The sequence below is a fragment of the Catenulispora sp. GP43 genome (genome assembly GCF_041260665.1).
In the GTDB taxonomy this organism is placed as follows: domain Bacteria; phylum Actinomycetota; class Actinomycetes; order Streptomycetales; family Catenulisporaceae; genus Catenulispora.
The window spans coordinates 47,574-71,076 of record NZ_JBGCCT010000024.1 but is presented as its reverse complement, the minus strand read 5'-3'; the positions used below and the strand labels follow the sequence as shown (position 1 = coordinate 71,076).

19 protein-coding genes are annotated in these 23,503 nt (G+C 71.7%); 12 read left to right on the top strand and 7 right to left on the bottom strand.

What is annotated here, in order from left to right; all coding sequences use genetic code 11:
• The first annotated feature begins 221 nt into the window (after positions 1–221).
• The 3 genes from ABH926_RS37245 to ahcY all read left to right on the top strand — a co-directional run bounded on the left by ABH926_RS37245 (position 222) and on the right by ahcY (position 4,007).
• Entirely contained in the window at positions 222–1,790 is a 1,569-nt protein-coding gene (locus tag ABH926_RS37245; RefSeq protein ID WP_370370667.1) for a multicopper oxidase family protein, read from the top strand.
• 125 nt (positions 1,791–1,915) lie between these two features.
• On the top strand, positions 1,916–2,335 hold the full coding sequence (locus ABH926_RS37240; protein ID WP_370370752.1) for an N-acetyltransferase family protein: 420 nt from the start codon (positions 1,916–1,918) through the stop codon (positions 2,333–2,335).
• A 202-nt stretch (positions 2,336–2,537) separates the two neighbouring features.
• Positions 2,538–4,007: an adenosylhomocysteinase gene (gene ahcY / locus ABH926_RS37235; RefSeq protein ID WP_370370666.1), complete on the top strand. Its 1,470-nt coding sequence runs from the start codon at positions 2,538–2,540 to the stop codon at positions 4,005–4,007.
• Positions 4,008–4,130: 123 nt separating this feature from the next.
• Here the strand turns inward: ahcY and ABH926_RS37230 are convergent, their stop codons facing one another.
• Positions 4,131–4,736: a cysteine hydrolase family protein gene (locus tag ABH926_RS37230; RefSeq protein WP_370370665.1), complete on the bottom strand. Its 606-nt coding sequence runs from the start codon at positions 4,734–4,736 to the stop codon at positions 4,131–4,133.
• A 32-nt stretch (positions 4,737–4,768) separates the two neighbouring features.
• Positions 4,769–5,749: a GlxA family transcriptional regulator gene (locus ABH926_RS37225; protein ID WP_370370664.1), complete on the bottom strand. Its 981-nt coding sequence runs from the start codon at positions 5,747–5,749 to the stop codon at positions 4,769–4,771.
• Positions 5,750–5,992: 243 nt separating this feature from the next.
• On the opposite strand from ABH926_RS37225, the gene ABH926_RS37220 reads away from it, so the two are divergent.
• Complete coding sequence (locus tag ABH926_RS37220) at positions 5,993–6,187, top strand: hypothetical protein (protein WP_370370663.1); 195 nt, start codon at positions 5,993–5,995, stop codon at positions 6,185–6,187.
• Positions 6,188–6,270: 83 nt separating this feature from the next.
• Here the strand turns inward: ABH926_RS37220 and ABH926_RS37215 are convergent, their stop codons facing one another.
• A complete protein-coding gene (locus ABH926_RS37215; protein ID WP_370370662.1) occupies positions 6,271–8,508 on the bottom strand; it encodes a hypothetical protein in 2,238 nt (745 codons plus the stop codon).
• Between ABH926_RS37215 and ABH926_RS37210 the strand changes: the two genes are divergently transcribed.
• Positions 8,498–8,761: a hypothetical protein gene (locus ABH926_RS37210; RefSeq protein ID WP_370370661.1), complete on the top strand. Its 264-nt coding sequence runs from the start codon at positions 8,498–8,500 to the stop codon at positions 8,759–8,761. The two genes, ABH926_RS37215 and ABH926_RS37210, sit on opposite strands and share 11 nt — an antisense overlap.
• A gap of 301 nt (positions 8,762–9,062) precedes the next feature.
• A complete protein-coding gene (locus ABH926_RS37205) occupies positions 9,063–9,995 on the top strand; it encodes an SAM-dependent methyltransferase (protein ID WP_370370660.1) in 933 nt (310 codons plus the stop codon).
• 163 nt (positions 9,996–10,158) lie between these two features.
• Here the strand turns inward: ABH926_RS37205 and ABH926_RS37200 are convergent, their stop codons facing one another.
• Both ABH926_RS37200 and ABH926_RS37195 read right to left on the bottom strand, forming a co-directional pair.
• Positions 10,159–11,133 carry a winged helix-turn-helix domain-containing protein gene (locus tag ABH926_RS37200; RefSeq protein WP_370370659.1) on the bottom strand — a complete coding sequence of 325 codons (975 nt, stop codon included), beginning with the start codon at positions 11,131–11,133 and terminating at the stop codon, positions 10,159–10,161.
• Between the two features lie 352 nt (positions 11,134–11,485).
• A complete protein-coding gene (locus ABH926_RS37195; protein ID WP_370370658.1) occupies positions 11,486–11,977 on the bottom strand; it encodes a hypothetical protein in 492 nt (163 codons plus the stop codon).
• 151 nt (positions 11,978–12,128) lie between these two features.
• Here ABH926_RS37195 and ABH926_RS37190 point away from each other — a divergent pair, with 151 nt between their 5' ends.
• The 5 genes from ABH926_RS37190 to ABH926_RS37170 all read left to right on the top strand — a co-directional run bounded on the left by ABH926_RS37190 (position 12,129) and on the right by ABH926_RS37170 (position 20,569).
• The gene (locus tag ABH926_RS37190; protein ID WP_370370657.1) at positions 12,129–12,629 is read left to right on the top strand and encodes a MarR family winged helix-turn-helix transcriptional regulator; all 501 of its coding nucleotides are present in this window, start codon (positions 12,129–12,131) and stop codon (positions 12,627–12,629) included.
• A 122-nt stretch (positions 12,630–12,751) separates the two neighbouring features.
• Complete coding sequence (locus tag ABH926_RS37185) at positions 12,752–14,389, top strand: CehA/McbA family metallohydrolase (protein ID WP_370370656.1); 1,638 nt, start codon at positions 12,752–12,754, stop codon at positions 14,387–14,389.
• 107 nt (positions 14,390–14,496) lie between these two features.
• The gene (locus ABH926_RS37180) at positions 14,497–14,745 is read left to right on the top strand and encodes an ester cyclase (RefSeq protein WP_370370655.1); all 249 of its coding nucleotides are present in this window, start codon (positions 14,497–14,499) and stop codon (positions 14,743–14,745) included.
• Between the two features lie 278 nt (positions 14,746–15,023).
• Complete coding sequence (locus tag ABH926_RS37175) at positions 15,024–19,442, top strand: tetratricopeptide repeat protein (RefSeq protein ID WP_370370654.1); 4,419 nt, start codon at positions 15,024–15,026, stop codon at positions 19,440–19,442.
• A gap of 77 nt (positions 19,443–19,519) precedes the next feature.
• Positions 19,520–20,569: a hypothetical protein gene (locus tag ABH926_RS37170; protein ID WP_370370653.1), complete on the top strand. Its 1,050-nt coding sequence runs from the start codon at positions 19,520–19,522 to the stop codon at positions 20,567–20,569.
• Between the two features lie 79 nt (positions 20,570–20,648).
• On the opposite strand, the gene ABH926_RS37165 is transcribed toward ABH926_RS37170, so the two are convergent.
• Both ABH926_RS37165 and ABH926_RS37160 read right to left on the bottom strand, forming a co-directional pair.
• Complete coding sequence (locus ABH926_RS37165; RefSeq protein WP_370370652.1) at positions 20,649–21,098, bottom strand: hypothetical protein; 450 nt, start codon at positions 21,096–21,098, stop codon at positions 20,649–20,651.
• An 82-nt stretch (positions 21,099–21,180) separates the two neighbouring features.
• Positions 21,181–22,443, bottom strand: coding sequence for a C39 family peptidase (locus ABH926_RS37160; protein WP_370370651.1), 1,263 nt, complete (start codon positions 22,441–22,443; stop codon positions 21,181–21,183).
• Positions 22,444–22,830: 387 nt separating this feature from the next.
• Between ABH926_RS37160 and ABH926_RS37155 the strand changes: the two genes are divergently transcribed.
• The gene (locus ABH926_RS37155) at positions 22,831–23,487 is read left to right on the top strand and encodes an alpha/beta hydrolase (RefSeq protein WP_370370650.1); all 657 of its coding nucleotides are present in this window, start codon (positions 22,831–22,833) and stop codon (positions 23,485–23,487) included.
• The last annotated feature ends 16 nt before the right edge of the window (positions 23,488–23,503 follow it).

The following is a 23,503-nucleotide window of genomic DNA, read 5'->3' as shown; positions in this document are numbered from 1 at the left end:
CACGGACGGCTGAACAACTACAGCGCTTAAGTGCAAGGCCTGATTCACAGCCTCACCCGCTCAACAGCCCCACTTGATTCACAGCCCCACCCGATTCACAGCGTCACCCGGCTCCGCCACCTCTCGTCCCTGCCACCGTAGGAAGGACACCCGCCGTGGCCGCTGCTCACCGATGGCGCTCGTCCGCGCCCGAAAACAGAAGCAGAAATCGTGACACACCGTTGAGAACCCTGGTAACCGGGCGCGCCGTGCTCATGATCACGGTCCTGGCCATCCTGTCCGCCGCCACCGGGGCGGTCGCGCTGGCGTCCTCGACAGGGACGTTGAACGCGGCGCCGGCGGCGGCCGACCAGGAACAGGGCATGGTCGACGGCGCGCCGTTCCGGGACCCGCCGAACGCGGTCGAGGACGCCGGGGCCGACGGTGCCGTGACCGTGACCCTGGACGCCCACGACACCCGGTTCGACCTGGCCGGCCGGACCGTCCAGGGCCAGTCCTACAACGGCTCCTACGTCGCGCCGACGATCCGTTTCGACCCCGGCGCGCACGTGGACGTGACCCTGGTCAACCACCTCCCGGTGGCGACCAACGTGCATTTCCACGGCCTGCACATCGACCCGTCGAGCCACTCCGACGACGACTTCCTGTGCGTCGCCCCGGGAGACACCTACACCTACCGGCTCGTGATCCCCGCGAACCATCCGCAGGGGACTTACTGGTACCACTCGCACGCCATGGCCTCGACCTGCCCGAACGGCGTCACCGGGCCGATGGCGGGCGACGGCATGACCGGGCCCATGACCGGCGACGTCGAGAACCAGATCTTCGCCGGCCTGTCCGGCGCCATGATCGTCGGCGACGACCGGACCCTGCTGCCCCCGGCCTACCAGCACATCACTGCGCACACCCTGGTCCTGAAGGACGTCCAGATCGACCCCGCCGGCAACATCGTCCAGAACACCGGAACCACGAGGATCGACTCCAACGCCCCGACCATCCGCCTGGTCAACGGCCAGTTGCGGCCGGTGCTCAGGATGCGCCCGAACGAGACGCAGCTGTGGCGCCTGATAAATGCCGGAGCCGACATCTTCTACCGGCTCCGCCTGGACGGCTACCGCTTCACCGTCGTCGGCGAGGACGGCGTTCCGGTCGCCGGCATCACCACCGCCGGCACCCTGCTCCTGCCGCCGGCCAAGCGCTACGACGTCCTGGTCACCGCGAACAGCACCGCCGGCGCCAGCTGGCTGCGCACCACCGCCTACAGCAACGGACCCCAAGGAGATCAGTACCCGGACACCGCCCTCATGCAGCTGAACGTCGCCGGCGGCGCCGTCGGCCGCCTGCCGGTCCTCACCGGCGCGGTCCGGACCGCGCCGGCGGGCCTGGACACCGCGCCGATCGCGCAGCAGCGGACCGTCGACCTGAGCGAGAGCCCCGACGGACTCACCTTCTTCATCAACGGCGAGCAGTTCGACCCGGACGCCTCGGTCTTCGCGACCCCCGCGCACCTGGGAACCGTCGAGGAGTGGACGATCCTCAACGAGAGCGGCGAGGACCATCCGTTCCACCTGCACACCACCACCTTCCAGGAGATGTCGGTGAACGGTACGGCGGTGCCCTACACGCACATGCAGGACATCGTCCTGGTTCCGCACGCGTCCAGCGGAGTCCCCGGCAAGGTCGTGATACGCGTCCCGATCGAGGACTTCCCGGGCCGGTGGCTGTTCCACTGCCACATCGCGGCCCATGAGGACAACGGCATGATGAGCTTCGTGAACGTGGAGTCCTGAACACCAGCCATCGCGACCCGCCACAGGCCCGGGACCGGTGTTCGCCCCACCGGCCCCGGGCTCATTCCTGTCATGATCGCCGCATGACCGAGAGCCTGCGCCCCGCGACCGAGACCCTGCGCCCCATGACCGTCGCGGACCTGAACCGAATTCTTGAGGACATGCCCCGCTACTGGGGCGAGCGCGACATGCGCTGGGGCCACCTGTTCCCGCTGGTCCACGAGTTCGGCGCCACCTGCCTGGTCGCCGACTCCCCGGACGGCATCCGCGGCTATCTGATGGGCTGGGTGAATCCCGACCGCGTCGGCTACGTCCACTTCATCGCCACCCGCGAGGACGCCCGCGGAACGGGCCTGGGCCGCCGGCTGCACGCCGAGTTCGCCCGGCTGGCCGCGCAGCTCGGCGCCACCCGGCTCAAGGCGATCACCTCGGTGGCGAACACCGGCAGCGTCGCGTTCCACACCGGCATCGGCTTCGCCGCAGAGGTCGTCGACGACTACGCAGGGCCCGGCGAGCCGCGCGTGGTGTTCACCCGTGCCGTGTAGATGCAGAGCACACCTGCCCGGCGCGCGCTACATTGAACGTGCGCCGCTCATCAGGCGCCGCCGAAGCTGAGAGGCGCTGCAACGGATCCTCGGATCCGCCACGCTCGGTCCCGGCGACTTTCCCAAGGGCGCCTCCCTCGTGGAGGCGCACTTCGTGCTTCCCCGGGGTTCCACCACCTCATGCGAAGACGGGAAAGCGAGCATGAAGCACCACCACATCCACGAGCAAGAGATCGACGGCCTGCGGTTCGCCGTCGCCGATCTCGACCTGGCCGCCTCCGGCCGCCTGCAGATCCAGCTCGCCGAGCACGAGATGCCCGGCCTGATGGCGCTGCGCGCCGAGCACGCGGCGGCGCAACCGCTGCGCGGCGCCCGGATCGCCGGCTCCCTGCACATGACCGTGCAGACCGCGGTCCTCATCGAGACCCTGGTCGCGCTCGGCGCCGAGGTCCGCTGGGTGTCCTGCAACATCTTCTCCACGCAGGACGAGGCGGCGGCCGCGGTCGTCGTAGGGCCCGACGGCACCCCCGAGAAGCCCACCGGCACCGCGGTCTTCGCCTGGAAGGGCGAGACGCTCGAGGAGTACTGGTGGTGCACCCGCCAGCTCTTCGACTTCGGCGACGGCCGGGGCCCGGACCTGCTCGTCGACGACGGCGGCGACGCCACCTTGCTGGTCCACCTCGGCGCCGAGTACGAGACCGCCGGCCGCGTCCCGGCCCCGGAGCCCGGCGAGCACGAGGAACGCCGCCTGATCCTGGGCCTGCTGGCCGGCAGCATCGCCGAGGACGACCATCGCTTCACCCGCATCGCCGCGGGCCTTCGCGGGGTGTCGGAGGAGACCACCAACGGCGTCGCGCGGCTGTACAAGCTGGCCCGCGAGGGGCGCCTGCTGTTCCCGGCGATCAACGTCAACGACTCGGTCACCAAGTCGAAGTTCGACAACAAGTACGGCATCCGCCACTCCCTGCCCGACGGCCTGAACCGCGCCACCGACGTCATGCTCGGCGGCAAGACCGCCGTGGTCTGCGGCTACGGCGACGTCGGCAAGGGCGCGGCCGAGGCGCTGCGCGGCCAGGGCGCGCGCGTCGTGGTGACCGAGATCGACCCGATCAACGCCCTGCAGGCGGCGATGGACGGCTTCCAGGTCGCCCGCCTGGAACAGGTCGTTGCGGACGCGCACGTCTTCGTCACCGCCACCGGCGGCACCGGCGCCATCCGCGTCGAGCACCTGGCCCGCATGCGCCACAACGCGGTCGTCGGCAACGTCGGCCACTTCGACACCGAGATCGACCTGGCCGCCCTGGCCGCGCACCCGGGCGTGACGAAGACCGAGATCAAGCCGCAGGTGCACCAGTGGACGTTCGCCGACGGACACGCAGTCCTGGTGCTTTCCGAGGGCCGCCTGTTCAACCTCGGCAACGCCACCGGCCACCCGAGCTTCGTGATGTCGGCCTCGTTCGCCAACCAGGTGCTGGCGCAGATCGAGCTGTTCACGAATCAGGGCCGGTACACGGACGCGGTCTACCGGCTGCCGAAGCACCTCGACGAGAAGGTCGCGCGGCTGCACCTTGAGGCGCTCGGCGTGCAGCTCACGGAGCTGAGCGCGGAGCAGGCCGAGTATCTCGGCGTGGAGATTGAGGGTCCTTACAAGGCCGAGCACTATCGGTACTGAGGGCCGGTAACGGGATCTGGCCGCGTCACGTCGGGGGTTCCCGGCGTGACGCGGCCTGCGCGGATCCCGGCCCGCTCATCGCCCGTTATGCCGACTTCCTAGCAGCCCGTTCTCTAGCGCTGATCACCCCCTGACCAGAGCCTCCGCGTCCGGCACCACGACCCCGAACAGGTCCGCGATCGTGGTCAGAGCCGCGGCCTGCAAAGCGTTCGCGGGCTGCGGCGTGCCGTCCGGGCCAGTCAGTGACCGGGTCGCGGTGGCGTCGGCGACGACCGTCGGGCGGTAGCCGAGGTTGAAGGCGCCCTGCGCGGTGAAGGTCACGCACATGTGCGTCATGAAGCCGGCGATCACCAGTTCCGGCCCGGCGCCGAGCTCGCGCAGGGTCTTCTCCAACTCCGTGGCGTGGAAGGCGTTCGGGAACGCCTTCACCACCACCGGTTCGCCGTCGACCGGGGCCAGCTCCGCGATGATCGAGCCGATCTCGGCGCGGATGTCGTACGGCGTGCCCTCGCCGCCGTCGTTGACGATGTGGACCACTTTCGCGCCGGCCTCGCGGGCCGCGGTGAGCAACCGGGCGCCGGCTCGCACCGCGGCGTCGGCGCCGTCGAGTTCCATCACGCCGGTGCGATAGGTGTTCTGGAAGTCGACCATGACGAGCGTCGCGTCCGCGAGCTTCGGCAATGCATTGTCAAGGCCTATGACGGAACGCAGTGTTGGTGACGTGGACATGCTTCTTCTCGGAATTGTCGGTTGATGAAATGTCAGATGGTGATGCGGAACCGGCGCCGATAGGCGGCCGGGGTCGTCCCGATCTGCCTGCGCAGCGCGCGGTGCAGCGTCTCGACGGAGCCCAGACCGCTGCCCGCCGCCACCTCTTCCAGCGGCTGGTCGGTGCTCTCCAGCAGCCGCCGTGCCGCCTCCACGCGCGCGGCCTCCACGTAGGCGGCCGGCGTCGTGCCGGTCTCCTGGCGGAAGACGCGTGCGAAGTGCCGTTCGCTCAAGCACATGCGCTCGGCCAGCGCCGGCGCCGACAGGTCGGCGCCGAGGTGTTCGGCGATGTACATCCGCAGCGTGTCGATGTCGCGGCGGCCGGCCGGCGGCGTGCTGAGCGGTACCGAGAACTGGCTCTGGCCGCCCTGCCGCTTCAGATAGACCACCAGCTGGCGCGCCACCGCCAGGGCCAGTTCTTCCCCCAGGTCCTCGGCTACCAGGGCGAGCGCGAGGTCCATACAGGCGCTGATTCCCGCGCCGGTCCAGACTTTCCCTGATCGCACGAAGATCGGGTCGGGGTCCACCCGTACGGCCGGGTGCTCCGCCGCCAGCTGTGCGGCGGTGGACCAGTGCGTCGTGGCGGTCTTGCCGTCGAGCAGGCCGGCGGCGGCCAGGACGTGCGCGCCGACGCACACCGAGGCCACGCGCCGGACCGAGGGCGCCACCGCGGCCACCCACGCCACCACGTCCTGGTCCACCCGCGCCACCGGCCCCGCGGCGCCGATGTCCACGGCGCCGGGCACCACCAGGGTGTCGATAGCGCCGGTGACCTCGGCGAACGCCAGGTCGGTGAGCAGTCGGACGCCCGCCGAGGTGGCGACGGCCCCGACCTGGCGTCCGGCGAGGTCGACCCGGTACGCGGTCCGTCCGCATTCCCGGTTCGCCAGCGCGAACACCTCCGCCGGCCCCGTGACGTCGAGCAGGTCGACATCGGGGAAGACCGCGATCACCACTCGCCGAGCTCCAGCCATGGCTCCATCCTCACCCGGGGCGGCCATGGCGGCAATGACGGTGTTCTGTCAGATTCGGACACGCCGGAGCGCCGGGCCGACTGCGGGTGGTGGTCGGGTGGACACCGTGGGTTCGCGTTCTGTCGGGGTTGCGTCACAGGGCGAATCAGACCCTTACCGACCAGGCGCCGCCTTTGCTAGCATCCGCAACTGATCACCCTTTAGCGCCGGTGCCTCGGCCGCGGTGCTCGGCAAGGAGAGCGCATGTCCCTTTCGTCCGTGTTGGCCACGCTCGTCGCCGTGTTGGTTCTGGCGAACATCGTGCTGGTCCTGCGACTGACGGACCGTTGTGCGGACGAGCGTCAAGAGCACGGGATGGAGGGCGCGGGGAGCGCGGCCGCGCAACCGTCGGCCGCCGTCGGCGAGCCCGGCACCGTGGCGCCGGAACGTCGAACCTGATAAACAAGGCGTAGACGGCCGCCCGGGAGACCTCCCAGTTCCCGGGCGGCTGTCACCATGTCCACGCCCTCACGCCCGCGTGATCACCCCGCGGGCTGGCTGAGCTTGTGCTGGCCCTGGGCGGGCTGCGTCGCCGGGACCGCGGCGACGTCCGACTGGAACGCAGCACCCTGAGCCGGCCGGTCGGGGTGGGCCAGCGAGATGATCCAGGTCTGCCCGTCGGAGCCGGTGACCAGGATCTCCGCGTCCTTCCCGACGAACGCGCCGGCCACCGGCGTGCCGACCGGGGCCGGCAGCCGCACCGCGGACGTGCCGGGCACGACCGTCACCGGCACGAATCCCTGCGTGCCGTTGAACGTGGACGCGGACACCGCGCCGGTGCCGTCCACCGACAGCAGCTGGTCGATCCCGCCGGTGCCCGGTACGGCCTCGATGGTCACCGCGGCGGCCAGCGCCGGGTTCTGCGGCAGGCCCTGCACCGCGGCGGTGAAGGCGGGCTTCACCGTGACGGCGGCGGCCGGCACGATCGCGGGGTTGGCGCCGGAGCCCGGCAGGGAGGTGGCACCGGAGCCGGGCAGGGAGCCGGGCAGGGAGCCGGCCGGGGCGCCTGCCGCGGCCGGCGCGGCGTCTGCGTTCGCGGCCGGGGCGTCGGCGGGTGCGGCGGGTCCGGCCGGTGCGGCGGGCTTGTCGGCTGTGGCGGACTTGTCGGCCGGCGGGACCGAGAGCGTGATCAGCTGCGCGTGTCCGGCGGCGTCGATCCCGACCACCGACTCGTGCCCGTCCTTGGTGAAGACCCCGGCCGTCAGCCGCGTGAAGGTGTTCCACTGCGCGCCGCTGACAGCACCCTGATCCACCAGCTTGCCGGTCGGGTCGAACCCGTACAGGTGCGCGCTGCCGTCCTTGCGGACCGCGAGCAGCTGCACCGCGCCGGCGGCGCCGGTGAAGTGCCCGGGCGTGAGCGAGGTGACGTCGGCGAAGCCGTCGGCGATCGGCTGCGGCACGCCGAACGTCCCGTCGGAGACCCACGGGTACCGCAGCAGCCGCCCGGTGGTGTCGACGGCGACCAGGTCGGCGTGCCCGGCGGCGGTCGAGGGCACGACCGCCCGGGGCCCGGTGGCCGCGCCGGTGACGGTCACGACGACCGGCCCCCAGGTCACCGTCTGCCCCTCGCGGTTCGTCACCGCCACGCTGATCTGGTGCGGACCGGCGATCAGCGTCGAGGTGTCCAGATTGACCAGGTTGCTGGTGGCCATCGGCTGCGGCTCGGCGACGCCGTCCACGGTCAGCGTCTCCTTGGCCAGGTCGGAGGCCGGGGCCGCGCCGATGCCCAGCGGCACCGTGCCGGAGAGCAGCGGCGCGTTCGGGGCCGCGACCGCCACGGTCAGCTGGTGGTTGGTGACGTTGATCGTGACCGGCGCGGACAGCTGGGAGATCGCGCCGTCGTCGGCCATCGCCTGCGAGGTGATGACGTGCGGGCCGTCCGGCAGCTTCGTGGTGTCCAGCGGCAGCAGCGCACCGCCGGGGGCGTTGTCGATGGCCTGCGCGGACTTGCCGTCGATCCAGTACTGCATGCGGACCGCCGGGTGGGTCGGATCGGCGTCCACCGACCGCACCGTGATGGTGCCGGAGGCCAGGCCGTTCACGGTGTTCGTGCTCACCGTCGGGGCCGGCGGCGCCGGGTTGACCGCCGTGTCCGGGGCCTGGTTCGAGTTCGGGGTGTACCCGCCGAGGACGCCGCCCTTGGGCATCTTCCAGCCGGGGTTGTTCGGGTTGACCGCGCCCAGGCGCCAGAACTGCGCGGCGGCCGGCGGGGTCCAGTCGTGCACCCCGACCAGTTCCTTGACCAGCGGCTCGCCGACCCAGTTGGAGTCCACGACCGTGTACGACCCGTCGCCGTGGTTGGTCAGCACGATCGCGGTGTGCAGCGGGTTGGAGTCGTCGTGGTCGCCGATCTGGATGATGTCGCCCTCGACGGCGTCGGCCGGGGCGATCGGCACCGCGCCGACCGAGCTGAACCCGACCTGGTAGTTCCCGCCCGGGTCGACCGGCCAGATCTTCCCGCCGCTGGCCAGCGACACGACGCAGTCCACGAACTCGCGGCACTGGCCGGAGCGGAAGCGGTTGGCGTCCACACAGGCCTGGCCGCCCCAGCGGCCGACGTAGGCCAGCGCGGTGGTGGCGATCAGCGCGTTGTCGAACTGGCCCGCGCCGGCCGCCGGGTGCTTGGGCACCGGCACCGGGTCCGGCGGCGGGATGTAGGGCGCCGGGGTCGTGGTCGGCGGGGTCGGCTTGCCCTTGGTCGGCGCCGGCGTGGGCTTCACCGTCGGGGGCGCCGACGGGAGCGGCTTTGTGCTCGGCGGCTGCGCGGGCGTGGTCGGCGGCTGTGCCGGGCTCGACGAGGAGGGGGCCGACGACGAGGGCGTGGTCGGCGTGGGCGTCGGGGTGGGTGTCGGAGTGGGTGTCGGAGTAGGCGTCGGGGTTGGCGTCGGCGTCGGCGTTGGCGTCTGGCTCGAGGGATCCGAACTCGGATCCGACTGGCCCGACGACGTTGAGGGAGCGGCCACCGGCGACTGACCACCGGACGGGGCCGTATCGGCCTGTGCGCTGACGGATGTCGCCACCGAGGCCGCGCTGACCATGGTGGTCACCGCCACCCCGGCTATCAGGCGGCGGCGGACTCGTCGGGCCCTGGCATTCTTCGACATGACCAAAATTTCTACCAGCTGTGGGGCGACATTACGACGTACAAAAGGGCACCACGACGTATCGGGACAATGACAGGCGACCTCAGCCGAAAAGGCGACGGCTGTCAAGCCCCGATCGTGCCGCCCGGCGCCCGGTCCGGTTCACAGGGTTGTCCGCTAGGCTCTCCCGGGTGGTTCACGAACATCAGGCCTCGAACATCGGCGGACCGCCCGAAACCGCCGCGACCTCGGCCGACGGCGCCCCCACGGCGGTCGGCAGCGGAGGGACCATGGACGTCGTCGACACCATCGACAGCACGCTGATCCCCGGCTGGCTCCCGCCGGAACTGGACACCACCAGGGCCCACACCGCGCGCATCTACGAATACCTGCTGGGCGGCATGCACTACTTCGACGTGGACCGCGAGGCCGCCGAGACGGCACTGCGCCACGTCCCCCAGGCCCGCGAGATCCTCCAGGAGAACCGCGCGTTCCTCAACCGGGCGACCAGGTTCCTGGCGGCCGCCGGCGTCACCCAGTTCCTCGACCTCGGCAGCGGCCTGCCCGGCACCGACAACATCGGCGACGTGGCCCGCCGGGCCCACCCCGAGTCCCGCATCGTCTTCGTCGACTACGACCCGATGGTCGCCGTCCACGGCCGCGCCCTGGTGGCGGCGGCGGACCCGGCCCACACCGCGGTCGTCGAAGCCGACATCCGCCGTCCCGCCGAAGTCCTGGCCGACCCGGAACTGCGCCGGGTCCTGGACCTCACCCGCCCGGTGGCCCTGGTGATGAACTCCCTCCTGCACTTCATATCGCCCGACGAGGACCCCCACGCCATCGTCGCGCAGTTCCTGGCGGCGGTCCCCGCCGGCAGCGCCCTGGTGGTCTCGCACATCACCGACGGCGGCCGCCCGGTCCAGGCCGAGGCGGCGGTCCGCGCCTGGGACCAGGCGACCTCGCCGATGTACATGCGCAGCGAGGCGGAGATCAGGGCCCTGTTCGCCGGCACGGAGATCATCGAGCCGGGGATCGTGCCGCGGCCGCTGTGGCGGCCCGACGGCGAGGTGCGGGAGGACTGGGAGGAGATATGGGGGTTGGTGGGGGTGGGGATCAAGCGGTGAGGGTGCGGGTGGCGGCGCGGTAGACGGTAGGCCGCGGCAGGGAGCAGCCAGCAGCCAGCAGCCAGCAGCCAGCAGCCAGCAGCCAGCAGCCAGCAGCAGCTGACCACCCGGCCGCGGCAGGGAGCAGCCAGCAGCCAGCAGCAGCCGACCACCCGGCCGCCCCTCACCCCGCCCCGGGCCACCCCTCCCCGGGATTCAACTCCACCAACTCCCGCCCTACCGCCGTCAGCTCGTGCCGCACGCTCTTCCCGTCCCGCGCCGTCGTCACCAGCCCCGCGTTCCGCAGCAGCGCCGTGTGCGTGGAGGCCATCGGCGCCGTGATCCCCAGCCGCGCCGCCAGCCCCGAGGTCGACGCCGGCGAGCGCAGGCTGCGCAGCACCGCCGCGCGTCCGGCGCCGAGCAGGGCCGCCAGGTGGTCCTCGGGGGCGGGGCGGGCCTCGTCGGGGTCGGCGGTCGGGTAGATCACCACCTGCGTGCCGTCGGCGCCGGGGCCGCCGTGGGCCCGCTGCTGGCCGAACAGGCACGGTGCCAGGATCAGGCCGCGGGCCGGGCCGGCGGGGTCCGTGCCGGGCCGCCAGGTGATGTCAGGGTGCAGATTCGTCAGCATGGGGAGGGTGCCGTGGCGCTGGATCTGGCGGCGGCGCAGGGATATGTCGCGCTGGAGGCGTTCGGCGACGGTCGGCCAGTCCGGCATCAGGGTGGCCCGGTACAGGGCCAGCAGGCCGTCGACGACGGCGCGCAGCGAGGCGTCCTCCTGGTTGCGCAGGCCGCGGATCAGGCGGTCGGCCTCGTCGGTGCGCACCGGGGTGGTGGCCAGGCGGTAGCCCAGCAGGTGCGGGGGTGTGGCGCGCAGCTGGTCCAGTTCCTGCTCGAAGGTCGGGGACGCGGCGCCCTCGCCGTCGCCGGCGATCGCCAGCGGCAGGAAGGCCGGGGCGTCCGGGTGCGCGCGGTTGATCAGCGGGACCAGCTTCGCCGAGCCGAGGCTCACCTGGCGCCGGGCCTTGGGCCACCATCGTTGCCGCCACGGGGACTGCCGGCTGCACGGGCCGTCGTGCACGCCGTGGATCAGATGCCCCAGCGGCGACACCACGAAGCGGACCCGGCCCAGGTCCCCGGGGCCGTAGTCGATGGTCTCCATCTCGTCGTACCTCGTCTCCGCCGGTCGCGTTCAGTCCTGCACAGCACCCTGCGCCTGTCAATGGTTTGCGTATGGGGCGCAATCCAGTGACAGTACCGGGTCGACGCGGGATGATCTGGACTTCCGGGATGTCGGCTGCCGCCGCCCCGGAAGGTGGGGGAGCGGTGGGAAGCGGGGGGCGGCGTCCCGGGTCGCGGACGAAGGACGAAGAGGGACGCCGCGCTCACCGCGCCGCTGCGCACGTGAGCGGCCCGCCAGGGCCCGGCGGGCCGCGTTTTCATCCGGATGGATGCCGTCGTTCGGGGTCGCTGGCGCCCTCGATCGCAGCGGCCGGCGAATGACGGCGCCGTCCTCAGTTGCTGTTGGCCTGCAAATGGCGTGCCCCGCGCACGAAGTCGCCGTCGATGGCGGTCTTGACGGTGTACCGCAACGTCTGCGGGGCCGTGGCCTCCAGCGCGTCGGCGGTGTGCCCGGCGGCCCGGGCCTCCAGGACCGCGGCCACCATGGTCGCGCTCTCCACCCGGCTCAGGGCCTCCTGTTCGCGGCACAGCAGAGCGGCGGCGTAGTAGACCATCGCTCCGGGGTGGGTGATCGGGTGCTCAAGGCGGTAGGCGATCTGTTCCGCCAGCCGCGCCAGGGGTTCGCCGGGATAGCGCTCGGCGAGGTGGCGGCACAGTTTGGCGGCGCTGACCAGGTCGTCGGCGGTGACCGCCGCGGCCGGGCGCAGACGCTCGTCGTCGTCGGCCGGCAGCATGACCGCCAGCTGGTGTGCGAAGTCGTCGCGGTGGATGCGCCGGTCGGCATAGCCGTAGCGGCCCGCGGTGAGGACTTCGAAACCGGTCATCTCGATCTCCCATTCCTCGTGCTTACGGAGATACCTCCATCATCGCGCCGCCGCGCCGACTGCGCGCACACGTCACATCCCGGGAGGACGTCCGTCAACCATTGCATTGAGCAATGGTTAGCCTTGCTGTCGCAAGGGGTAGCCTCGGACTGTGCATCCGGACACCCATCCCGCCCAACAGGAAGCCGACACCGAGGAAGTCGTCGCGGCCGTCCTCGCGGCCTCACGCCTGATCGTCGGCATGTCCGCGAGCGCCCTGGCCGACGTCGACGACTCCCTGACCCTCCCGCAGCTGCGCACCCTGGTCGTCCTGGCCGACCGTCCGCCGATGAAGCAGGCCGACCTGGCTGCCGAACTCGGCGTGAACCCCTCCACCGTCCTGCGCATGGCCGACCGCCTGGCCGCCGCCGGCCTGATGGCGCGCCAGCCCAACCCCGACAGCCGCCGCGAACAGCTCGTCGGCCTCACCCCGGCCGGCCGAGACCTGGTCCACCGGGTCATGGACCGGCGCTCGCAGGAGGTCACGGCACTGGTCGGCCACCTGACGTCGGCCGACCGCGCGGGCCTGGTGCACGGGCTGCGGGCGCTGACCGAGGCGGTGGCGGACCCGTACCCGGACTCCCCGGACCATCCGGGGCTCCGGCTCGGGTAGCGGAGCGACCACGCAGCCGCAACATCCCTCGCCACATTCCTCAAGACTCCTCGCCACGACGCCCACAACCTTTCGCTTGACGCTCATGCCAGGTTCACCGGCGTCACCGATCGTCGGAACCCATGTGCACTGATGGCTATTGCGAGCACAACGTCGCACCGCTGCCCGAGCCGGCCGACCCCGCCGCCTCCGGCCTGTCCCGCCGGGGCGTCCTGACGGTCGGCGCCGCGACCGCGGCGCTCACCCTGGCCCCGATGACCTTCGCCCACGCCGCCGACGGCACTGACGGCACCGCGGGCGCCTCCGGGGGCACCCCGGCCGACGGCACCCAGGTCACCCAGACCATCACCGGCCACCTCGACACCGGCGCCGCCGACTTCGTCTACCTGCCGGTCCAGATCCCGGCCGGGATCAAGCAGATCGACGTCTCCTACTCCTACGACCACCCCACGGTGGCCGCCGGCGACAAGACGAACTCCTGCGACATCGGCGTGTTCGACGAGCGCGGCATCGCCCTGGGCGGTCCCGGCTTCCGCGGCTGGTCCGGCGGCTTCCGCACGTCCTTCTCGATCAACGCCAGTGAGGCGACCCCCGGCTATCTGCCCGGCCCGGTCAACAAGGGCACCTGGCACATCGCCCTGGGCCCCTACCAGGTGGCGCAGGTCGGCATGAACTACCAGGTGCAGGTCACCCTGACCTACGGCAAGCCCGGCGCCCCGTTCGTCCCGAACTACCCGCCGACCCGCGCCAAGGGCCGCGGCCAGGCCTGGTACCGCGGCGACTGCCACCTGCACACCGTCTACTCCGACGGCAAGCGGCTGCCCAGCGAGGTCGCCGCCGGCGCCCGCGCGGCGAACCTGGACTTCATGGTCTCCACCGACCACAACACCAACTCCTCGCACGGCGTCTGGGGCCAGTACGCCGGACCGGACCTGCTGATCATCACCGGCGAGGAGGTCACCACCCGCAACGGGCACTGGGTCGCCATGGGCCTGCCGGCCGGGGAGTGGATCGACTGGCGCTACCGCAGCCGCGACGACGCCTTCCCGCGCTTCGCCCGCGAGGTGCGCAAGCACGGCGGCATCGTCGCGCCGGCGCACATGTACTGCGCCTACGTCGCCTGCCAGTGGAAGTTCGGGTTCGACGACGCCGACGTCACCGAAGTGTGGACCGGCCCCTGGACCTACGACGACGAGCACGCCGTGAGCACCTGGGACCAGAAGCTCGGCGAGGCGGTCCGCTCCGGCACCCGCTGGCTGCCGGCCGTGGGCAACAGCGACGCGCACAGCGTCCCGCAGGTGATCGGCCTGCCGCACAACGTCGTGTACGCCGACGACCTGCGCACCGACGCGGTCATGGACGGCTTGCGCGCCGGCCGTAACTGGATCGCCGAGTCCAGCGCGGTGACCCTGGACTTCACCGTGACCGGCGCCGGCAAGCAGGCCGGCATCGGCCAGACCCTGAAGGCGCCCGCGCAGGCCCCGGTCGACGTCCGGCTGGAGGTGCACGGCGTCCCGAACGGCACCGTCCGCCTCATCACCGACGAGGGCCAGATGTTCCAGCAGTCGCTGGACGCCGCCGGCGACGGCGTCGTCGTGTGGCGCACCACGCCCTCGCTGGCCGCCTACGTCCGCGCCGAGGTCCGCCACCCGATGGCCGACGGCACCCCGGGCCAGGGCAACACGATGGGCGACGCCCTGCTGTTCGGCCCGATGGCGGCCCTGACCAACCCGGTGTTCCTGAAGGAGACCCGCGGCTAGTTGTACTGACCCGCGCTCCGCCGGTGATGTCACTGCCGGTGTCGTCGACTCGTCTTGATGGTGAGAAGCGACACCGGCACAAACGACTCCCACGGAGCGAACCGATCGTGAGCACCCCGCTGAAGCTCCCGATCAGCGGCGCCGAGCTCCAGAAGACCGTGTTCCGGATGCTGCTGGCGGCCCTCCCCGACCTGCACATCCGCACCGAGGACCGGCTCGCCGACGGCGGCAAGATCGTCTACCGCAACGTGGTCACCGGCACCCATCAGGGTACGTACCTGGGGGTGGAGCCGACCGGCAAGAAGATCATCGTCGACACCGCCGCGCAGATGCGGCAGTTCGGGATCATCCCCTAGCTCTTCAATGGACACAGCTCAAGCATTAGACGCTTTTTGCCATTCGGAGGGAACCTGTGCGGCGATCAAGGCGTCGATACCGATATGCGGCCGGCGAACGAGAAGGGGTAAGCGGTGCGCAACTCCGAGTGATCTTGGGGTGTAGACGGGGTGAACTGTGTCGCACTCGTAGGGAAAGCGACAGGTCGGTGCCCGCGAAGCAGCGTCCGGCCCGGCGCGGGTGGGGGCGCTTGTGTCAAGCTGTAGGCAGCGATACGGGTTGATGGGACGGTGTGGCCTTGCTGGGGCGTGGACGAGGGACGGACCCGCAGTGGATCACCCAGGAGTTCGCCAAGGCGGAGGACCTGGCTGCGGTGGGTCAACAGGAGCGGGCTCGCGATCGCTATGCGCGCCTGGCCCGACGTCTGGCCTCCGCGCCTGAGGATCTGCAGCATTATCGGGGTCTTGCTCTGCTCGGCGAGGCCGAGACCATCCTGGCGATGGGCATCTTCACCGACGCCATGGTCCGCTTCCGCGAGGCCTACCCGTTGCTCCCCGAGCCCTTCCGGCAGCTGCCGCGCTGGCTGGTGCGGCAGTTCGCCGAGGAGCGGTTGCGGGCCGAGGACGGCGACCTCAAGCCGATCATCGACTTCCTGAAGGCGATCACCTACGGCCTGGAGCCGGGCGACGAGGACACCGCGATCCGCACCGTCATGTGGCTCCAGAAGGCCTGCACCACCGGGCCCACCGCGCAGCGGGAGGCCACGGCCCGGGCCGCGCTGGCCGCGCTGCCCGGCGTCGACTGGCCGGTGCTGGCGCTGACCACCATGATGCGCCGCGACGGCCGGGTCAAGGAGGCCGAGGACCTGCTGGCCGCCGCGGTGCCCGGCGGCAGCGGCGAGCTGTGGTTCCGCTGGGGCATCCAGCTCAGCACCCTGCTGCGCTACGACGACGCGATCTCCGCCTACGACGAGGCCTTCCGCCGCGGCACCGGCCCGGCCTCGCCGTGGTCGCGCGGGGCGTGGCTGCGTCCTGAGGCGCTGCTGTTCCGGGGCCTGGCGCACCAGCAGATGGGCCGCACCGACCAGGCCGAGACCGACCTGCGCACCGCGTCCCAGTACGCGCCCCAGGACCCGCGGGTCCACTACTCGCTGGGCCGGCTCGCCGTGCAGCTCGGCGAGGACGACCTGGCGTGGAACCACTTCAGCAACTCCCTGGCCGTCGAGGCGGCCTTCGCCCCGGCCCGGCTGGGCCTGGCGCTGCTGCGCGAGCAGGCCGGCCGCCCGGCCGAGGCGATCGCGCACTACCAGGCCGCGCTGCGGCACGACGCGCATTCGCACGCCGCGCGGATTCGGCTCGGTGCCGTACTGCTGGCCGCCGGCCGCCGCAAGGAGGCCCAGGGCCTGCTCGAATCGGAGTCCGGACAGTCGTCCTACTGGGGCGGCATGGCCACCTTCCACTACGGCCTGGCGCAGCTGAGGGCCAACAACCCGGCCGCCGCCATCGACACCTGGGACCGGCTGGGCACCACCGAACTGCGGGACTGGACCGCGGTGGCCCGCGACCGGGAAGCGCGCAAGCGCCTCGGCAGCGACCCGACGGCCGCGCGGTTGCAGTGGCAGATCGCTTACTTGGACTCCCCGGAGGTCGGCGAGTTCCGAATAGCGCTGCGCGAGGCCGCGCTGCGCGAGGCGGCCTGGATGCTGATGGCCGGGCGCGAGATACCCGACAACCGCGAGAAGGCGGCCGTGGCGCTGGACCTGGCCGCCTCGCTTCCGGTCAACGAGCCGGTGGACGGCCTGCGCGGCCGGCAGAACCGGCTGCGGGCCCTGGTCGACCTGGCCGGCGGCGCCACCGGGGGCCTGGGGACGTTCCTCGACGTCGAAGGCCGGATGCGCGACCGCTGCCACTTGGCCGTGGCCGCGCTGCTGGAGGATCGGATCGAGGACGCCGAGCCCCTGCTGGCCGAACTGCCCGACGACCCGGACTGCGATCCGGCGGTCGCCCGGGCCCGTGCGCTGTACGCCGAGCGCACCGGTCACTGGTACGACGCCGTGCGGTGGTACCAGCGCTTCCTGGGCAACGACGTCGCCAACGGCGGCTCGGCCGGATCGCAGGATGTTGACGCGGACCCGGACGCCGACGCCGAGCCCGAGCTCCGCGACGACGACACCCAGAGCCTGGACATCCAGGAGATCGCCAACGCCGGACCGCTGGTCGCCGCGCAGCGTCTGGCCGCGGAGGCCGAGCCCGACGACGAGGAGCCGTCGCTGCCGTGCGCGGCGGTGGCGGACGTGGAGTGCGGCAAGGACGCGGTCGGAGCCTGCGCCGGATGCGGTCGCGAAGGCTGCCGGACGCACCTGTTCCGCCCCGCCGGGACCACCTCCTACCGGTGCGAGAAGTGCGCCGGACCGGCCCTGCAGTCGCTGCTGTACGCGGCCCGCAAGGCCGGGGTCCCCGACGAGGCCGAGCGCACCCTGACCTCCTGGGCCGACGCCCTGGGCGGCAGTGCCCTGACCCCGCCGCTGCGCCGCCAGCTGGCCCTGATCCGGGCCGAGGCCGGCGACCTGGACGGCGCCTTGGAGCGGCTGCCCGCCGACGCCCAGGCCGAGGGCGTCGAACTGCTCATCCGGCGCGCGGCCTCGGCGATCGAGCGCGGCGAGCCGTACCGGGCGCTCGGCGATCTGCGGCAGGCGCTGCAGATCCAGCCGGACCAGCCGGAGGCGCTGGCGGCGCTGGAGGCGTTGTCGGAGTACTCCGCGCGGCAGCATTCCGAAGAGGGACGTCATGAAGAGGCCTTCGCCGGGTATCTGGCGTTGGTGCGCGAGGACCCGACGAACGCCCGGCTGCTGCACGCCCTCGGGCTGTCCTCGTACCAGCTGGCCCGGGTCTCGAACCGCGACGAGTACTGGATGTGGACCATCGGCTGCCTGGTGACGGCGCTGTACGCGCCGGACTTCTGGGCGCGGGTGGTCGGGGTCGGCGACGTCGAGGCCGACCACGACCAGATCGTCCGGAACCGCCGCACCCTGCTCGACGAGCTGCGCAACGACCTGCGGTTCGCCGACCTGGCGGCGTACCGGGGCGGCGACGAGGTGGACGCCTGGAGCGTCCGGATCGGGATGGACGTCTTCGCCTGCGAGGCGGATCCGCAGATCAGCCCCACGCTGGACGCTCTGCTGCGCCAGCAGCCGGACACCCCGGCGCTGGCCGAGTGGCGCGAGCTCGCCGACGCGATGCACGCCGTGGACCCCGACGCGGCCGAGGACGATGAGGCGGCGCGGGTCGCGGTGCTGTACGGGCCGTTCGGTCCGCAGCACTTCCTGTACGAGGACGGCAAGTTCGAGGCGGCGATAGCGGCCCTGGACACGGTCGCCGAGGCCGATCGCGACGAGGTGTGGACCGCGCTGCTGCGCAGGACGCTCGTCATGCGCGGTATGGAGCTGCACCTGGACGAGCAGTGGGCCCCCGCGTTGGAGTGCATAGCCCGGGCGGCCGCGCTGGATCCGGATCAGAAGCCTGACGCGGTGTGGGCGGAGATCGCCGCCGAGTCCGGGATGAACGCGGCGCGGGAGCTGCTGCGGCGTGCCGAGGAAGGCGAGCAGCCGGCCTCCGTGGACGCCACGGCGACGGTGAACATGGCCGCCACGAGCGCGCCGTTCATCGCCGACACGACCAAGACGGTGAACATCGCGGCGGCCGGTCTGTCCGGGCGGGCCCCGGACGCGGCCGGCGTCGGTGCCGGCGCTGACGGTGCCGGTGGCGCCGGTGGCGCCGGCGACGGCGAGACCCCCGCGCCGGTCAGCGTTCTGCAGAGCGTGGTCGACGTGCTGGAGCGCGCGTTGTCCGTGGCGCCCGACGTCGCCGCGTTGCAGAGCGAGCTGGGCGTCGCGCATATGCGGCGGACCAGGGAACTGCGCTCCGAAGTGCGGGACTATGTGCTGGCACTTTCGCATGCGCGGCGCGCGGTCGAATTGCGGCCCCGTGACCAGGAGGCCGCGGCCCTGCTGGAAGTGGTGCTCGCCGAGCGGGCCGGCTCGCTGACCCGGCCCGGGCCCGACGGCGACCTGCTGGAGGCGGTGCAGTGGTGGCAGGAACTCAGCGAGATCGACGCCTCGAAGCCTGAGTACCACGCCGGCCTGTCGCAGGCGCTGAAGCTGCTGGCCTGCTCGGCCGCCCTGGCCGACCGGCGCGCCCTCGCCCTGGACCGGATGACCTGGGGGCTGCTGGCCGACCAGAACTGGACCGGCGACGCCGACGCCGAGGCGCCCCGCGAGATAGCGACCCTGCTCATCGCCGACGCGATGAACACGCTCAACCCGCGCTCCTTCCACGACCGCGCGCACCGCCTGCGCACCGCGCTGGCGTACCGCGACACGAAGGAACTCCGGGACCTGATGGTCGCGTTGTGGAAGAACGAGGCCACGTTCCAATACGAGACCCGCCACTACGGTCTGTGCGCCGCCCTCCTGGAGGAGGCGCTCCATATTGGTGAGGGCGGCACCCCCGCCGGCGATCCCGACGCGACGACCATCCTCAACCTGCGCATCCCCCGCGCGGACGACCCCCGCGCCGGAGGCCTGCAACCCTTCCACTGGCACCGCTACCCGCGGGCCCGAGCCCTGCTGAAGCGCACGGTGGACCACTTCCCCGACGAAGACGAGCTCCGCGAACTCCACGCCCGGAGCACCGCCCCCGAAGACCCCGCGAGCACCTGATGCTGTTGAACGAGCCGACGCCCCACCACCAGACGCGCCCCGCCGCGACCGCGACCGCGCGAGAAGAGACGGAGAGGGTGGTCCAAGCGCGCGCGAACCCGAACGACCCGACGATCGGGATCGAGCTGGTCGACGGATCCGACGCGATCAAGACGGTCGCGCTGGATGTGGAGGCGGTGAAGCGCGCGGTCGCCGAAGGCATGGCCGGACCGGACGCGACGGCCACGGTGTCGCTGAACGCGGTGGCGGTCAGGGAGGCGATCGCGGCCGAGCGCGGGATCGGCGGCGCCGAGAACGGTGCTGAGGACGGTGCTGAGGACGACGCCGACAACGCCGCTGAGGACTCGGCTGCCGGCGCCGAGGATGCGGATGATCATGTCGCGGCCGAGCATGAGGCCGACGGTTCGGCGGATATTGCGTCCTCCAGCGCCGCGCCAGCCGACTCTGCTGTTGTGCGCGACACCGACACCGATGCCGACACCGACACCGATGCCGCGCCGGGCTCTGACTCCGGTGCTGGTTCCGACTCGGACACCGACACCGACACGAATACCGACACCGAAACCGAGCCGGCCGGCCCCGAGACCGCCGCCGCCCCGGACACCGTCGAGTTCTCCGCGGACACCGACAGCTCCACCGATCTCCCGCCCTCCACCGACCTCGTGCCCTCCGCCGGCGACGCCGCGGACCGCCCCACCGCGTCCTACCTGGTCTCGACCGACCTCTCGACCTCCGCCTCGACCCTCGTCGCGGTGCCCGAGACCGCCGACGACGTCATCGCCACCATCCACGCGGCCGCGACCGCCGTGGCCGCGGCGGATCGGCGGGCGCGGCAGGCGGTGGTGGTGAAGGAGGATCCGTGGACCGGTCTGGACCTGCACCGGCCTGCTGTGCCGGCGCCGGTCGACAACGTCCTGGACCTGCTCTCGCCGGTGCTGGAGCGGCCTTTGCTGGTGGTGGAGCAGCCCGGGCTGCCCAAGGCCGCCGATGTCGTGGCGCTGCACCGGTCCGAGATGGAGGTCGACTTCGTCGAGCCGCCGGTGGTGGCCGCCGGGGCCGAGCCGCCGATACCGCCGCGCTACGGTCCGGGGTTGTCGGTGCTGCCGCACATCGAGTTCCCGGTCTAGTCCGGACCTGGCTCCTAGTTCGGACCTGGCTCCTAGTTCGGACCTGGCTCCTAGTTCGGACCTGGCTCCTAATTCGGACCTAGCCCCCCAAGTCCCCGCCGGCGCTCCTGATATCCGGCAGGATCGGCCGGTCCTCGCTGCCCGGCTGCAGAATCACCGCGGCCAGTCCCCAGTGGTGCTTCATCTGCTCCAGCGGATCGGTCGGGAGCGTGCTCTTCTTCCGGGAGAAGCGCCGCGGCTCCGGGGTCTTCTCGCGCGTTCTGACCTTCGCCGTCTCGCGCGCCGCGCCGCCGGCCACCACCACCTTGTCGAAGCGGCCCGCGACCTCGGCGGCCCAGTGCCGGCCCAGGACGCCCACGCGGGCCGCCGGTACTGCGCGGCGGCCGTCGCGGAAGGTCACCTGGACCGCCTCCACACCTGGCGGGAGCAGGCCCCAGGCCACCGACCACGGTGCCGGGTCGTCGTCCCGGCTGCGGAGTGCGCCGTCGATCAGCGCGGTCTCCGTGGTCTCGGGCTCCTCGACGCTCATACGCGGCAGCATAGGCGCTCGCCGCGCGGCACGGAGGTGATTGAGGCCCCTGACGCCCGCCTCGCAGAGGCCTCAATCGGTCTCATCCCCAGGGGTCGGACGCCCAGCTGGGATTGCGCGGGTCCACGACCGCCGGCAGCGCCTTGTCGTGCGGCTTGATCAGGTACGCGACGCCGCCGGAACCGTACCCCGGCGTGCCGTCGGCCTTGGTGTAGTTGGTGCGCAGCCAGACGGTCTCGAACATCCGCCTCGGGTACACCGTGTACACGTCCGAGTCGCTGTTGCTGGCCGGGTCGTTCACGATCACGTCGCCGGTGTCCGTGAACCCGATGACGCACCACAGGTGGCCGTCGCTGGCGTAGTAGCCGTTCTCGGCGAGGGTGAAGGACTGCGACGTCACCACCGGGAACCCGGCGGCGACGAGCACCTCCAGCTCGGTCAGCGAGTTCAGGCGCACCACCATCGCGTCCAGTCCGTAGGACGCGGCGTAGGCGCACGTGAACGGCCAGTTCCCGGTGCCCTGGTAGCCGTAGTCGTAGCTGTAGCGCGCCGCCTCGTCCACCGACGGGTCGGCGTAGGTGGGATCGACCCACGCCAGCTGCTCGGCGGTCGGTCCCTTGCCCCAGAACTCGACCACCATCTCCGTCGAGGTCGGGCTGCACCATGCCTCACCGCCGCCGCCGTACTGCACGTACTGGCCCTTGTGGACGTTCTGCGCGTACGGCTTGACCGCCAGCGTGATGCCGGTGGCCGGACCGGGCGTGCTGGCCGGCACGGTGGTGCGGTCCGGGACCGCGGAGGCCGTGGCGCCGATCTGCCATACCCGCGGCGTGGCGTGCGATCCGGGGCGGCGCAGCAGGGTCAGGCGCAGTTGGTAGGACCGCATCGAGTGGCCGGTCTCGGAGTTCCAGGTGTCGGTGTCGATCTCCGCGTAGGTGTTGCTCTGGCCGTTGACCGAGGTGCGGTCGATCTCGCTGTCGTCGTGGGCCCATATGCCCATGACCCAGGTGTCGCGGTGGCCGTCCTCCATCGTGGCGAGCAGTTCCACCTTCAGGAACGTGCCCTTCGGGGCGTCGGCGTTCCAGTGCGCGGTCAGCTGCGTCGCGCCGAAGTCCAGGCGCTGGACCGGGGAGGTCCAGGTCGCGTATTCGTACTCCGCGGTGGTGTTCAGATACGGATCGGTGTAGGACGTGGTCCCCGCCGGCACGGCGATCACGACGCCCAGCCGCGGCCCCGGCAGCGGCAGCACGCCGTGGGACTCGCCGCACCGGAAGTCGGCCCAGGTGGTCCAGCGGTCGAACCGGACACGCGCCTGACCCGTGTCCTTAGTCGCCGCGCCGGCCATGGGGGCCTCCGTGTCCGTGCCGTTCGTTGCCGCCGCGGCTGTCCCCGCTCCCGCGACCCCGACCATAGCCGCGCCCGCTGCCGCGCCGCCGGCCAGCACCACCCGCCGGCTGACCGCACCGCCCGAACCCTGCCGATCAGATTGAGAGCTCGCCGACATCAGTCCTCCAAGACCGCGCGCCAGATGCCACCGGTGTCGTCCACACCATGTGTTGAATGCTGTTGAAGATTAGCCGGACAACCCCATGATCGGAAGCAAGTCAATGCCGGGTTTTGACTGTTGCCGTCAGGGGATCTTGGATTCCGGCTCAGACCACGCGTGGGGGGCGTAGGCTCGACACGCGCCGGACTCGCACCCCCCTCACCCCCTGGAAGAAAGCCAATGCCGATGTCGCCCGCAGCCGGAGGGTTCGCCACAGAGCGGTTCGACTACGACGGTGGCCGCCAGGTCACCGTTTACGTACCGCCGGATCCGGCCGAATCCGTCGTGTTCGCCGCCGACGGCGGATGGCACATCGCACCGCTGAGCAGGGCTCTGAGTCGGGCCGGCTCGACGTCCACGATGATCGTCGGGGTCCACGGGCTGACCGACGACCAGGCGCGGCTCGAGGAGTACTCGCCGCCGTTCAACACCGAGCGCTTCGCGGCGCACGAGAAGTTCTTCGTCGAAGACGTGCGCCGAAGGGTCGGATCCGAGTACGGAATCGCGCTGGACACCGAGCACACGGCGGTCTGGGGCGCCTCCGTCGGCGGCGAACTGGCGCTCGCATTGGGCCTTCGCCATCCGGACGTCTACGGCGCGGTCTTCTCCGCCTCGCCCGGGGCGGGCTACCGGCCTCCCGCTGTGCTGCCGTCGCGGCTCCCGCGCGCCTACCTCGTGGCAGGCGCGCAGGAGCCGTTCTTCCTGAAGAACGCGGCGCGGTGGGCGCTCGCGTTACGCGGCGCGGGCGCGGACGTGACCATGGCCGAGCGCGCCGGGTCGCATGGTGACGCGTTCTGGGCCGAAGAGTTCCCGCTCATGGCGGCGTGGGCTTTCGGCCGCTGAGCTCTCTCGGGCCGGG

What these genes read in the sequence shown, in the direction of transcription:
- ABH926_RS37240 (WP_370370752.1), top strand. Translation starts at nt 1,916, where the DNA reads ATGACCGTCGCGGACCTGAACCGAATTCTTGAGGACATGCCCCGCTAC.
- ahcY (WP_370370666.1), top strand. Translation starts at nt 2,538, where the DNA reads ATGAAGCACCACCACATCCACGAGCAAGAGATCGACGGCCTGCGGTTC.
- ABH926_RS37230 (WP_370370665.1), bottom strand. Translation starts at nt 4,736, where the DNA reads ATGTCCACGTCACCAACACTGCGTTCCGTCATAGGCCTTGACAATGCA.
- ABH926_RS37225 (WP_370370664.1), bottom strand. Translation starts at nt 5,749, where the DNA reads ATGGCTGGAGCTCGGCGAGTGGTGATCGCGGTCTTCCCCGATGTCGAC.
- ABH926_RS37220 (WP_370370663.1), top strand. Translation starts at nt 5,993, where the DNA reads ATGTCCCTTTCGTCCGTGTTGGCCACGCTCGTCGCCGTGTTGGTTCTG.
- ABH926_RS37200 (WP_370370659.1), bottom strand. Translation starts at nt 11,133, where the DNA reads ATGGAGACCATCGACTACGGCCCCGGGGACCTGGGCCGGGTCCGCTTC.
- ABH926_RS37195 (WP_370370658.1), bottom strand. Translation starts at nt 11,977, where the DNA reads ATGACCGGTTTCGAAGTCCTCACCGCGGGCCGCTACGGCTATGCCGAC.
- ABH926_RS37185 (WP_370370656.1), top strand. Translation starts at nt 12,752, where the DNA reads ATGTGCACTGATGGCTATTGCGAGCACAACGTCGCACCGCTGCCCGAG.
- ABH926_RS37165 (WP_370370652.1), bottom strand. Translation starts at nt 21,098, where the DNA reads ATGAGCGTCGAGGAGCCCGAGACCACGGAGACCGCGCTGATCGACGGC.
- ABH926_RS37160 (WP_370370651.1), bottom strand. Translation starts at nt 22,443, where the DNA reads ATGGCCGGCGCGGCGACTAAGGACACGGGTCAGGCGCGTGTCCGGTTC.
- ABH926_RS37155 (WP_370370650.1), top strand. Translation starts at nt 22,831, where the DNA reads ATGTCGCCCGCAGCCGGAGGGTTCGCCACAGAGCGGTTCGACTACGAC.